The 11,718-nt window shown below is 65.6% G+C and carries 11 protein-coding genes and 1 riboswitch; of the genes, 4 read left to right on the plus strand and 7 right to left on the minus strand.

Going from position 1 to position 11,718, the window contains the following annotated elements; all coding sequences use genetic code 11:
* Position 1: 1 nt before the first annotated feature.
* A riboswitch (FMN riboswitch) is annotated at positions 2-185 on the plus strand.
* Positions 159-341, minus strand: a complete 183-nt coding sequence (locus tag F3J19_RS10750) for a hypothetical protein (protein ID WP_167040486.1) — start codon at positions 339-341, stop codon at positions 159-161. It overlaps the preceding riboswitch by 27 nt.
* Here F3J19_RS10750 and ribB point away from each other — a divergent pair.
* On the plus strand, positions 340-1,059 hold the full coding sequence (ribB, locus tag F3J19_RS10755) for a 3,4-dihydroxy-2-butanone-4-phosphate synthase (protein WP_205192745.1): 720 nt from the start codon (positions 340-342) through the stop codon (positions 1,057-1,059). The two genes, F3J19_RS10750 and ribB, sit on opposite strands and share 2 nt — an antisense overlap.
* Positions 1,060-1,085: 26 nt before the next feature.
* Here ribB and F3J19_RS10760 read toward each other — a convergent pair whose 3' ends face one another.
* The 3 genes from F3J19_RS10760 to glpD form a co-directional block, all read right to left on the minus strand.
* Positions 1,086-1,772, minus strand: a complete 687-nt coding sequence (locus tag F3J19_RS10760) for an HAD family hydrolase (protein ID WP_167040611.1) — start codon at positions 1,770-1,772, stop codon at positions 1,086-1,088.
* Positions 1,773-1,882: 110 nt separating this feature from the next.
* Positions 1,883-3,382, minus strand: a complete 1,500-nt coding sequence (glpK, locus tag F3J19_RS10765; protein ID WP_167040614.1) for a glycerol kinase GlpK — start codon at positions 3,380-3,382, stop codon at positions 1,883-1,885.
* A 188-nt stretch (positions 3,383-3,570) separates the two neighbouring features.
* The gene (gene glpD, locus F3J19_RS10770) at positions 3,571-5,100 is read right to left on the minus strand and encodes a glycerol-3-phosphate dehydrogenase (protein WP_167040617.1); all 1,530 of its coding nucleotides are present in this window, start codon (positions 5,098-5,100) and stop codon (positions 3,571-3,573) included.
* A 201-nt stretch (positions 5,101-5,301) separates the two neighbouring features.
* Here glpD and F3J19_RS10775 point away from each other — a divergent pair, with 201 nt between their 5' ends.
* Positions 5,302-5,676 (plus strand): hypothetical protein, encoded by a 375-nt coding sequence (locus F3J19_RS10775; protein WP_205192747.1) that lies wholly within the window; start codon positions 5,302-5,304, stop codon positions 5,674-5,676.
* Between the two features lie 40 nt (positions 5,677-5,716).
* Here F3J19_RS10775 and F3J19_RS10780 read toward each other — a convergent pair whose 3' ends face one another.
* The 3 genes from F3J19_RS10780 to F3J19_RS10790 all read right to left on the minus strand — a co-directional run bounded on the left by F3J19_RS10780 (position 5,717) and on the right by F3J19_RS10790 (position 7,865).
* Positions 5,717-6,376, minus strand: coding sequence for a TetR/AcrR family transcriptional regulator (locus F3J19_RS10780; protein ID WP_167040619.1), 660 nt, complete (start codon positions 6,374-6,376; stop codon positions 5,717-5,719).
* Between the two features lie 194 nt (positions 6,377-6,570).
* Positions 6,571-6,768 (minus strand): hypothetical protein, encoded by a 198-nt coding sequence (locus F3J19_RS10785; protein WP_167040622.1) that lies wholly within the window; start codon positions 6,766-6,768, stop codon positions 6,571-6,573.
* Positions 6,769-7,085: 317 nt separating this feature from the next.
* A complete protein-coding gene (locus F3J19_RS10790) occupies positions 7,086-7,865 on the minus strand; it encodes a DeoR/GlpR family DNA-binding transcription regulator (protein ID WP_167040625.1) in 780 nt (259 codons plus the stop codon).
* A gap of 322 nt (positions 7,866-8,187) precedes the next feature.
* Here F3J19_RS10790 and ggt point away from each other — a divergent pair, with 322 nt between their 5' ends.
* Positions 8,188-9,828 carry a gamma-glutamyltransferase gene (ggt, locus tag F3J19_RS10795; protein WP_167040628.1) on the plus strand — a complete coding sequence of 547 codons (1,641 nt, stop codon included), beginning with the start codon at positions 8,188-8,190 and terminating at the stop codon, positions 9,826-9,828.
* Positions 9,829-10,059: 231 nt separating this feature from the next.
* The gene (locus F3J19_RS10800; protein ID WP_167040631.1) at positions 10,060-11,448 is read left to right on the plus strand and encodes an MFS transporter; all 1,389 of its coding nucleotides are present in this window, start codon (positions 10,060-10,062) and stop codon (positions 11,446-11,448) included.
* Positions 11,449-11,718 lie beyond the last annotated feature (270 nt).

Here is an 11,718-nt window from a genome sequence, read left to right on the forward strand (position 1 = left end):
AGTGCGTCTTCAGGGCGGGGTGCAATTCCCCACCGGCGGTAAGCCGTCAGCGCGAAAGCGCGAGTCGGCGAGCCCGCGAGCGCCCGCATCGAGCGGTCTTCAGCGTATCGAAGGCCGCGGCGGGGTCAGCAGATCTGGTGAGAAGCCAGAGCCGACGGTCACAGTCCGGATGGAAGAAGATGTGCAGATAGAGTCATGTGCGCTCCGCGCTGCCGCTGGTCGTTCTGGTGGCGCCGGTGGACGAGCGCCGCCTTCGTGCGGCGCCCGGCGGCGCGTTCGAGTCTGTTTGCAATGCCCTGAAACGTTTTTCGCCCAACTTTTGCGATGAGCGTTTCAACCATGTCCTTTGCTACTTTTCCCGCTCCGTCGACGATTGCCGAAGATGCTTTCGCCGATCTCCCGCTGCTCGCCACCGAAACCGTTCCGCCGCGTATCGCCGCCGCCTTGCAGGCGCTGCGCGAGGGCCGCGCCGTCGTTCTGCAGGACGACCACGACCGCGAGAACGAAGCCGATCTGATCGTCGCGGCCGAGCGTCTGTCGGTCCAAACGATGGCGCTCCTGATCCGCGAATGCAGCGGCATCGTCTGCCTGTGCCTGCCCGACGACACAATCCGCGCGCTCGAATTGCCGCCGATGGCCGTCAACAACGAAAGCCGTCACGGCACCGCGTTCACGGTGTCGATCGAGGCGCGCGAGGGTGTGAGCACGGGCGTGTCGGCGCAGGATCGCGTGACGACGATCCGCGCCGCGATTGCCGATACGGCGAAGCCCGCCGACATCGTGCGTCCGGGCCACGTGTTCCCGCTGCGGGCGATGCCCGGCGGCGTGCTCGCGCGGCGCGGCCATACCGAGGGCACGGTCGATCTCGCGATTCTCGCGGGCCTGAAGCCGGCCGGCGTGCTGTGCGAGTTGATGAACGCCGACGGCACGATGACGCGCGGCGCGGACGTCGAGCGCTTTGCCGCGCAACACGATTTGCCGATGCTGACGATCGCCGAACTCGTCGAGTTTCGCGAGGCGCTCGCGCAGGTGCGTGAGGGGGCGGTGCTCGAGGCCTGAAGGGGGCGGCGCGTTGTCGATCGATACTACGACTGCACGTCGCCAAACTCGCCGCGCATGCCCGCCGCGACCAGCCCAGGCAGTTCGTCCATGTGCTTCATGATGCGCGTCATGCCCATCGAGCGCAGCGCGTCCGCGTAGCCGTCGGGAATATGGCTCGCGCCGACGAACGCGATCGTTTTCATGCCTGCCGCGCGTGCCGCATTCAGACCCGCGACGCTGTCTTCGACGACGAGGCAGCGCGCCGGCTCGACACCGAGCGTTTTTGCCGCGAACAGATACACGTCGGGATAGGGCTTGGGCCGCTCGACCTGCTCGGCGCTGAAAACCCGTTCGCCGAAAATCTGCTGCAGACCCGCGCGCCGCACCGAGGCGCTCACGCGCGTCATGCGGCTGTTCGACACGACCGCGGCCGGCAGCGTCACGCGTTGCAGCGCGTCGCGCACGCCGTGGATCGGACCCAGCGACGCGGCCAGCGCAAGCTCGATGTTGTGCTCGATCGTGTCGAGGAAGTTCGCGGGCAGTCTGACGTCGAACGATTGCTCGATGCCTTCGAGAAAGCGCGAGGTTTGCTGCCCGAACGCCGTTTTGACGACGGGCTCGAAGTCGATGCCGGGAAACGAGGCCGTCAGCGTTTCGAACATCACGCGATCGGCGATGACTTCGCTGTCGACGAGCACGCCGTCGCAGTCACAGATGAGGTGGTCGATCATGCCTGAAGAACGATAAGCGGAAAGCGCGCGGCCGGCGTTCTCGCCTGCCTGCGCGTCGGGATGGACAGCGCCATGATACGTGCTTTCCGGCGCGGTTCGTGGCTCATGGCTTATGGCGTATCGGCCCATGCCTTCGCCGCGCGGATCGCGCGCTGCCAGCCGTCGAGGCACGCCTTGACCTCGGCATGCGGCAGCGCGGGCGTGAAGCGGTGTTCGAGCTTCCACTGGCTTTGCAGTTCGTCGACATCTTTCCAGTAGCCGACCGCGAGACCGGCCAGATAGGCCGCGCCGAGCGCGGTCGTTTCCGGCACCTTCGGGCGCACCGCGTCGACGCCGAGAATGTCGGCCTGAAATTGCATCAGCAGATTGTTCGCGCAGGCGCCGCCGTCCACGCGCAGTTCGCCGATGCGGATGCCCGCGTCGGCTTCCATCGCCTTCAGCACGTCGAGCGATTGATAGGCGATCGAATCGAGCGCCGCGCGTGCGATATGCGCGGACGTCGTGCCGCGCGTCACGCCGAACAGCGTGCCGCGCGCATGCGCGTTCCAGTGCGGCGCGCCGAGGCCGGCGAAGGCGGGCACGAGGTACACGCCGTCGCAATGCGGCACGCCGCGCGCGAGCGTTTCGATCTCCGCCGCGTTCCTGATGATGCCGAGGCCGTCGCGCAGCCACTGCACGACCGCGCCGCCGATGAAGATGCTGCCTTCGAGCGCGTAGTCGATCCGCTCGCCGATCTGCCAGGCGAGCGTCGTGACGAGATTGTTCTGCGATTCGATCGGCTTGCCGCCGGTGTTCATCATCAGAAAGCAGCCGGTGCCGTAGGTGTTCTTGACCATGCCCGACTCGGTGCACATCTGCCCGAACAGCGCGGCCTGCTGGTCGCCGGCGATGCCCGCGAGCGGAATATTCGAGGCGAACACCGTGGTCACGGTCGGCCCGTACACCTGTGACGACGGCCGCACCTCGGGCAGCATGCTGCGCGGAATGTCGAGCGCGGCGAGCAGTTCGTCGTCCCACTGCAGCGTGTGGATGTTGAAGAGCATCGTGCGCGACGCGTTGGTCACGTCGGTGATGTGCAGCGCGCCCTTCGTGAAATTCCACACGAGCCAGCTGTCGACGGTGCCGAACGCGAGCCGGCCCTGGCGTGCTTTTTCGCGCGCGCCTTCGACGTTGTCGAGAATCCAGCGGATTTTCGTCGCCGAGAAGTACGAGTCGATCGGCAGACCGGTTTTCGCGCGCACGCTCGGTTCGAGCCCCTGGGCCTTCAGTGCGTCGCAGAAGTCGGCGGCGCGGTGGTCCTGCCAGACGATCGCGTTGTAGATCGGCTGGCCGGTCTGGCGATCCCACACGATGGTGGTTTCGCGCTGGTTGGTGATGCCGATCGCCGCGATCGACGCGCCGTTCAGGCCCGCGCGCGTGACGGCCTCGGCTGCGACGCCGGCTTGGGTCGACCAGATTTCCTGCGGATCGTGCTCGACCCAGCCCGGATGCGGATAGATCTGCCGGAATTCTTTCTGCGCGATCGACACGACATTGCCGCGCCGGTCGAACAGCATCGCGCGCGAGCTGGTGGTGCCTTGGTCAAGCGCGAGGACGTACTGATCCTGCATTGTCTCTTCTCCATGGGTATGGCGGATCGCCGGGTTGCCGGCCGGCGATCGGAGCGGCCAGGTTGCGGCGTGTCGTCGCGAGCGCGCTGCAATCGTGTGTTGCAGTAGTGTGATGGCGCGTGACGGTCTCGTCCAGCTGGCCTGGGTTCTCGCCGTGCGTGCCGCCTGTGTCTCACATGCCTGTTGTCTTACGCGCTTTGCTGCACGGGTTCGCTCGCGAACCACGCGTCGATGTCGCGCGTGACCTGGTCGAGCGTGCCCGGCGCGACGTGCAGCCCGAGTTTCGAGCGTCGCCACAGCACGTCCTGCGCGCTGCGCGCCCATTCGACATCGCGCAGATAGCTCAGCTCGGCTTCGTAAAGACCCGGCGCGAATTCGCGGCCGAGATCGGCGAGCGCGCGGGCGTCGCCGAGCACGCGATTCGCGCGCGTGCCGTATGCGCGCGCGAGGCGATGCGCGAGCGCCGCCGGCAGCCACGCATGGGTGCGGCTGAACTCGCCGAGGAAGCGGTTGAAGTTCGCCTGTGCGATATCGCCGCCGGGCAGCGACGCGCCGACGGTCCACGCGGGCACCTCGTGCTGCAGGGCTTGCGCGAGCGTATCGACGGCCTGCTCGGCGAGCTTGCGAAACGTCGTGATCTTGCCGCCGAACACCGACAGCAGCGGCGCTTCGTCCGCCGGTGCGTCGAGTTCGAGCGAGTAGTCGCGCGTGACCGCCGAGGGGTTGTCCGCGTTTTCGTCCTCAAGCAGCGGGCGCACGCCCGAGTAGGTCCAGCGCACGTCGGCCGGCGAGATTTTCTGCTTGAAATAGCGGTTGATCGAATCGCAAAGGTACTGCGTTTCGTGGGCGTCGATCGCGACCTGCGACGGGTCGCCGCGATATTCGAGGTCGGTCGTGCCGATCAGCGTGTAGTCGTGTTCGTACGGGATCGCGAAGATGATCCGCTTGTCCGGGTTCTGGAAGATGTACGCGTGATCGTGCTCGAACAGCCGCCGCGTGACGATGTGGCTGCCCTTGACGAGCCTCACGCTATGCGACGCGGGGCGGCCGAGCGCGCCCTTCAGCAGTTCGCCGACCCACGGGCCCGCCGCGTTGGCGACGGCCGCCGCGCGCACGTCGAGCGTCGTGCCGTCCGCGCGCTGTAGCTGCGCGTGCCATTCGCCGCCCGCGCGCACCGCGCTGACGAGCTTCGTGCGCGTGAGGATGGTCGCGCCGCGCTCGTGCGCATCGAGCGCGTTCAGCACGACGAGGCGCGCGTCGTTGACCCAGCCGTCCGAATACACGAAACCGCGCTTGATCGAATCGACGAGCGGCGCGCCGGCCGGGTGTTTGTGCATCGCGATGCCGCGCGAGCCGGGCAGCAGTTCGCGCTTCGCCAGATGGTCGTAGAGGAACAGGCCCGCGCGGATCAGCCACGCTGGGCGCAGATCGGGCATGTGCGGCATCACGAAGCGCAGCGGCCACATGATGTGCGGCGCCGCGCGCAGCAGCGTTTCGCGCTCCTGCAACGCCTTGCGCACGAGCCCGAACTCGCGGTATTCGAGGTAGCGCAGGCCGCCGTGAATCAGCTTCGTACTCGCCGACGACGTATGCGCGGCCAGATCGTCCTGTTCGCACAGCAGCACCGACAGGCCGCGCCCGGCCGCGTCGCGCGCGATGCCGGCACCGTTGATCCCGCCGCCCACGACGAGCAAATCGTATTTCGAGCCTTGCGCCACCGCTGAGTCCTCTAGGTCGAATCTTGAAAGGAGGTTGGAAAACTAATCGAACCAATGATGTTCGTTTTCGAACTTTAATGAACATATTCGAAAAAGTAAAGTTCGTTTATCCGATCGAGACCTGGCCGGATGGCCGGAGGAGTGGCGCAACGCTCGGCCACGGAAGATACTCTCGACAGCAGCCACTTTGAGGTGATTTGAATGCGTGGACTTTTCATGATCGGCGCCGCGGCGCTTCTGGCGGGGTGCGTGAGTTCGCCGAGCCTGGAGGGAACGAGGGGCGCGCCCTCGTTCGAGGCGTTGCAGCAGATGTGCTCGCCGCAAACGGTCGATTACGGCAGCGACGCCCAGTCCGTCTATACGACGTTTTTCGATGCGTACGTCGCGAACCGGCGCGGCCGGCTCTCGAAGGACGATTTCTGCGCGTTCCAGGCGTCCATCGCGCAGCGCCACGCGAGCGAGGAGATGAGCGGCGACCCGAAGGTGCGCAATCAGTGGGTCCAGTTCTTTGCGGAGCAGCGCGCGAAGGCGATCAGCTGGCGCGCGGCGGTCGATCCGACACTGCGCAACGGTTGAGGCGCGGGCCAACTGCTCGCGAGCTCACGTGCTTACCTGCTCACGTGTGTTGAGGCAGGGCGCCGCGCCATAGCATGCGCAGAATCTGTGCGAATACCGCTTCGCGCGAAGGTTCGTCCGCTGGTTGACTTGTCGCGGCGGCCGAATCGGCTTGCCGTGCCGCCGGCAACGGTAGCTGACCGGCGAGCGCGAGCATCGTGAAGCCGTGCAGGCTTGTCCAGTACGCGTAGCCGATCAGTTGCGGATCGCCTTCCAGAATTCCCGCCGCGACGAGCTGCTCGAAATGCGCGCCGAGCAGCCGCCATGCGCGCTGCGACGCGGCGGTCAGTTCGGGGTAAGCGCCTTGCTGCGGCACCTGGTCGAACATCAGGCGATACGCGTGCGGCTCGTCGAGCGCGAACGCGACGTAGGCTTCGCTGACCGCCGAGTGATCGGCGGCGGGGGCGTCTGCGGGGATGCTTTGCGCCGCCGCTTCGAGACGCGCCGCGAAGCGATTGAACGCGGCGGCGCGGACCATCGCGAGAATTTCGTTCTTGTCGCGGAAGTAGCGGTAGGGGGTCATGGCGCTGCAGCCGAGCTCCTTTGCCAGCTCGCGCATCGTCACGCCCTGCGCGCCGCGTGTCGCGAACGCGCTTTCGGCAACACGTCGCATCGCTTCGCGAAACTGCTGGATGTCTTCGGGGGAGAGCGTCTTGGGCATGCGCGAGGGTCGGAAGTCCGTCGCGTCAATTTACTGTGTAAAGGATTCGCACACAAGAAAGGGCCGCGAAGCGGCCCGCTGTCATGCTCATCGAACGACGCGCCAGTGCAATGCCGGTGCGAACGAACCCGAAGGCGGCGCGCTCCGTGGCCGTCGTGCAAAAAATGGGCGGAAAAGCGCTGGCGGAAAATGTCTCAGGAAGACCGCTTGATGGCCCGCAATGCGTTGTTGCCGGTTTCCGTCACGCGCCACCGTTCGTTGCCCGATGCGAGGCGTTCGAGTTGCACCAGTTGGCGTTCGAGCAATGCATCGAGTTCTTCACGGTCCATATCGACCTGGTTGGGGGCGTCCTTGACGAGCAACAACGTGGCGAATTCATGCGGACTCAGCATCGTTCTCTCCATGTCAGGCAATCGCGGACAGCCTTGCAGGCAACCGGCACGGCCGGTCGAGTCCGCTAAAAGGATCAGGGCGGGAAGTACGGCTTATACGACAGATTCAATAGCCGACGCCGCGCGAAGCGCGCAACGAAGGCCGGGGAACTGGAGTGTAGTCAACCACCTGTGAAACACCAACCCGGCCCCCGTAAATTTTCCCTTTGACAATTGGGCCACCGGGAGGCGGTCGGCGAGAGCCGCCAGATTCTTGATTTCACTCGAAGTTTTGCGTGCGCCGCAGCATGGCGGAGAACGCCTAGCGCGAGCGGACCTTACCCGGCGATATAGACCTGGCAGTTGGCGGCGGTGAGCGTCTCGGCCATGTCCGCGGGCGGGGCGGCGTCGGTGAACAGCGCGTCGATCTGGTCGAGATGTCCCTGGCGAACCAGCGCCGGGCGGCCGAATTTGGAGTGGTCGGCGGCGAGGAACACGGTGCGCGCGTGCTCGATGATCGCCTCGGCGACGCGCACTTCGCGCGTGTCGAAGTCGCGCAGCGTGCCGTCGGTTTCGATGCTCGACGTACCGATGATCGCGAAATCGACCTTGAACTGGCGGATGAAGTCGATCGCCAGCTCGCCGACGATGCCCTTGTCCCACGGCCGCACGATGCCGCCCGTCACGAGCACCTCGCAATCGGGATAGCCGCTCATCATGCTAGCGACGTTCAGATTGTTCGTAATCACGCGCAAGCCGCGATGCCGGTTGAGCGCGCGCGCGATTTCTTCGGTGGTCGTGCCGAGATTGATGAAGAGCGATGCCTGATCGGGAATGTGAGTGGCCACTAGCGTCGCGATGCGCCGTTTCTCCTCGTGGAACATGCGCTGGCGCGCCGTGTACGAGACGTTCTCGGAGCTGGTCGGCAGGCTCGCTCCGCCGTGATAGCGGCGCAGCAGGTTCATGTCGGCGAGCCAGTTCACGTCGCGGCGGATCGTCTGCGGTGTCACGTTGAAATGACTCGCGAGGTCGTCCACGGTGACGAAGCCGTCGCGTTGCACCCACTCCAGCAATTCCTGTTGCCGGGCGTTGAGAGTCAGGCGGGGGTCTCGTGTCATGTGTCGCGTATCGTGGATGGGGTGGCGGCGTGGCCGGCGCGTGGTCGAGGCCGGCCGCCCGTGGGCGGGGTGCGGCTATTGTAAGACCATCGGGCCTGTTGTCCGCCAACCCGCGCAATCCGCATGGGCGCGCTGCTGAAGCTCGGCACCGGCTTCGAGCACCCATTCAGGCGAATTACGCATTTATTCATTTGATAAATGAATTTGTTTTTTGGGCCCGTTCGCGCTGCAATCCGGAGTTCCCCGTTTTACCTGCTTTACAACCTTTCCCATGAGGCCCAGCGACTTTTCGCGCCGGGCCGCGCTTTCGAGAGTGTTCGACATGACTGGCTTCAGTAACTGGCACAACCCCTATCCGACGCAACGTTTGCCCGTATTCGCACGCAACATCGTGTCGACCTCTCATCCGCTCGCCGCGCAGGCCGGGCTGCGCATGCTGTGGAAGGGGGGCAATGCCGTCGACGCGGCGATTGCCGCCGCCGCCGCGATCACGGTGGTCGAGCCGGTGTCGTGCGGCCTCGGCGGCGATGCGTTCGCGCTCGTGTGGGACGGCAAGAAGCTGCACGGCCTGAACGCCTCGGGCGTGTCGCCGGCCGCGTGGAACGTCGATTACTTCAAGCGCAAATACGGCGAGGTGAACTGCCTCGCGAAGCAGCCCAAGCGCGGCTGGGACGCGGTCACGGTGCCGGGCGTGATCGCCGGCTGGGAAGCGCTGCACCAGAAGTTCGGCAAGCTGCCGTTCGCAGACCTGATGGAGCCGGCCATCGAGATCGCCGAGCGCGGTCACGCGGTGGCGAGCATCGTCGCCTACAAGTGGGCGGCCGCCGTGCCGGAGCTGAAGGACCTGCCCGGCTTCGCGCAGACCTTCATGCCGCACGGCCGCGCGCCTGAAGTCAGCGAACTGGTGCGCCTGCCCGGTCACGCGAAGACGCTGCGCCTGCTCGCCGAGCAGGGCCCGCGCGCGTACTACGAAGGCGAGATCGCCGAGCGCATCGCCGCGTTCGCGCGCGAGGGCGGTGCCGCGCTGACCGCCGACGATCTGCGCAACTACCGCGCGGACTGGGTCGAGCCGATCGGCAAGGACTATCGCGGCTACACCGTGCACGAGATTCCGCCGAACGGGCAGGGCATCGCCGCGCTGGTGGCACTCGGCATCCTCGAAAAGTTCGACGTGAAATCGCTGAAGGTAGACAGCGTCGAGTCGCAGCATCTGCAGATCGAAGCGATGAAGCTCGCGTTCGCCGACCTGTATCGCTACGTGGCCGACCCGCGTTCGATGGACGTCACGCCGGAGCAGATGCTCGACGACGCCTACCTGACTTCGCGCGCGAAGCTGATCGATCCGAAGCGCGCGACGCATTTCGACTTCGGCATGCCGAAGGCGGGCGGCACGATCTACATGTCGGCCGCGGACGAGAACGGCATGATGGTCAGCTTCATCCAGTCGAACTACATGGGTTTCGGCTCGGGCATCGTCGTGCCGGACACCGGCATCGCGCTGCAGAACCGCGGCTGCGGCTTCTCGATGGACCCGAAATCGCCGAACGTCGTCGAGGGCGGCAAGCGGCCGTTCCATACGATCATCCCGGCGTTCCTCACGCAGCAGGTGAACGGCCAGCAGGAAGCGGTGATGAGTTTCGGCGTGATGGGCGGCGACATGCAGCCGCAGGGCCATCTGCAAACGGTGGTGCGCATGCTCGACTACGGCCAGCAGCCGCAGGCCGCGTGCGATGCGCCGCGCTGGAAGGTCAACCGTGACTTCACGGTCGACATCGAGTCGACGCTCGATCCGAAGACGACCGAGGGTTTGCAGAAGCTCGGCCACACGCTCAAGTCGGTCGACGATCCGTATATGGACTTCGGCTCCGGCCAGTTCATCTGGAAGCTCGATCGCAACGAGCCGGAGCGCGGCTATGTCGCGGCCAGCGACAGCCGGCGCGACGGGCTCGCCGCAGGTTTCTGAAGCAAGGGCTTCGAGCTGCGGCGCCGTGGCTCGAAGCCGGATTCGGGAACCGCTTCGACAGGATGCGCGGCGCTTCGTACGCCGCGCCCGTCCATGCCGGGCGCGTCGCCGCTGAACGGCATGGGCCGTGTGAGCGCTGTGCCGCTCGCGCAGGCGTGGGTATGCTCGTGCAAGCGGCGCCGCACGCACCCCGGAATCACGTATCACGTATCAGACCGGCAGGAGACCCCCATGAACCATCCCGCATCGCGTTCCGCGAGCGCATCCCCTCATGTATCGCCCGCGCCGCTTTCGAAGGCCATGGTGCGGCGTATCGTATTTTCGTCGTCGATCGGCAACGCGCTCGAGTGGTTCGACTTCCTCGTCTACGGCTACTTCGCGACGATCATCGCGAAACAGTTCTTCCCGTTGCACGACGAGTGGCTCTCGACGCTGCTGGCCATCGCCACGTTCGGCATCTCGTTCCTGATGCGCCCGCTCGGCGCGGTCGTGCTCGGCCTGTACGGCGATCGCAAGGGCCGCAAGGCGGCGCTCACGCTCGCCATCGCCTTGATGATGGTCGGCACCTTCACGATGGCGGTGATGCCGCCGTTTTCGTCGATCGGACTCGCGGCGCCGTTGCTGGTGCTGCTCGCGCGGCTCGTGCAGGGCTTCGCGGTGGGCGGCGAATTCGGCAGCGCGACGGCCTTCATGGTCGAGCACAGCGCGTCGCGGCGCGGCTATTACGCGAGCTGGCAGTTCGCGAGCCAAGGCCTCGCGGCGATTGCCGCGGCCACCTTCGGCTCGCTGCTGACCGCCTGGCTGCCGGCCGAACACCTCAATAGCTGGGGCTGGCGCGTGCCGTTCGTGTTCGGCTTGCTGGTCGGTCCGGTGGGCTATTACATCCGCTCGCATCTCGACGAGACGCCCGAATTTCTCGCGCTGCGTGAAGAGCGAGAAGCGGAACGTGAAGCTCGCGAGGCGGCCGGCGAACGCAAGGCCGTCGATACGAGCAAGGATGCGTCGTTCGCGAATCAGTGGGTCAACCTGTTGCTCGCGATCGGCATCGTTGCTCAATCGACGGTCGGCGTGTACGTGTTGCAGCTTTATATGCCGCTTTATGCGGTCAAGCAGTTGCATATGGCGGCGGCCGCGTCGTTCGGCGTGGTCGTGCTGAACGGCGGCATGCAGTTCATCTTTTCGCCGGTCATGGGCGCGCTGTCCGATCGCATCGGCCGGATTCGCATCATGCTGACCACGTCGATCCTGATGGGGCTGCTGATCTATCCGATGTTCGCGTGGCTGCAGTTTCATCCGACGATCGGCTGGCTGCTGTTGCTGCAAGGCGTCGCCGGTATTTTCAAGGCCGCCTATTCGGGGCCGATGCCCGCGTTGATGTCGGAGATTTTCCCGACCCAGGTTCGTTCGACGGGGCTTTCGATCGGTTACAGCATCGGCGTGACGATCTTCGGCGGCTTTGCGCCGACCATCGTCGAGACCTTCATTCATCTGACCGGCGACAAGCTCGCGCCGAGCTACTACGTGCTGCTCGCGGCGGTGTTGTCGGGGGTGTCGCTCATCATCGTGGCGCTGCGCATGCGCCGCATGCGTCCGGCTCAGGCCGGCGTGCTGCCCGCCTGAGTGCGCCGCAACACGCCGCAACACGCCGCAACCGGCAGGCGCGCGGCCGCCATCGATGCCGCGGCGCGCCAGCCTTTGCCGGTTGGACCGATCCTTCGGCTTTCGTATGCGGACTGAAATGTGCCGAAAGCCAACTCCTCGAAGCCGGCTCGTCGAGCCGGTTTTTTTTCGCTCCCCGCCCGCCGCTTTAACCTGCTGGAATATTTCGCCTATCTGCGAAGCGGAACTGCGGCGGTGCGGCATGGTCTGTGCAGAGTACTCTTCATGGGG

The organism is Burkholderia sp. Ax-1724 (assembly GCF_011752995.1).
Classification (GTDB): Bacteria; Pseudomonadota; Gammaproteobacteria; order Burkholderiales; family Burkholderiaceae; genus Paraburkholderia.

Bases quoted from the DNA above. Each gene is read 5' to 3' on its own strand.
- ribB (WP_205192745.1), top strand. From the start codon at position 340: ATGTCCTTTGCTACTTTTCCCGCTCCGTCGACGATTGCCGAAGATGCT.
- F3J19_RS10775 (WP_205192747.1), top strand. From the start codon at position 5,302: ATGCGTGGACTTTTCATGATCGGCGCCGCGGCGCTTCTGGCGGGGTGC.
- F3J19_RS10760 (WP_167040611.1), bottom strand. From the start codon at position 1,772: ATGATCGACCACCTCATCTGTGACTGCGACGGCGTGCTCGTCGACAGC.
- F3J19_RS10790 (WP_167040625.1), bottom strand. From the start codon at position 7,865: ATGACACGAGACCCCCGCCTGACTCTCAACGCCCGGCAACAGGAATTG.
- F3J19_RS10750 (WP_167040486.1), bottom strand. From the start codon at position 341: ATGGTTGAAACGCTCATCGCAAAAGTTGGGCGAAAAACGTTTCAGGGC.
- F3J19_RS10785 (WP_167040622.1), bottom strand. From the start codon at position 6,768: ATGCTGAGTCCGCATGAATTCGCCACGTTGTTGCTCGTCAAGGACGCC.
- F3J19_RS10780 (WP_167040619.1), bottom strand. From the start codon at position 6,376: ATGCCCAAGACGCTCTCCCCCGAAGACATCCAGCAGTTTCGCGAAGCG.
- F3J19_RS10800 (WP_167040631.1), top strand. From the start codon at position 10,060: ATGAACCATCCCGCATCGCGTTCCGCGAGCGCATCCCCTCATGTATCG.
- glpK (WP_167040614.1), bottom strand. From the start codon at position 3,382: ATGCAGGATCAGTACGTCCTCGCGCTTGACCAAGGCACCACCAGCTCG.
- ggt (WP_167040628.1), top strand. From the start codon at position 8,188: ATGACTGGCTTCAGTAACTGGCACAACCCCTATCCGACGCAACGTTTG.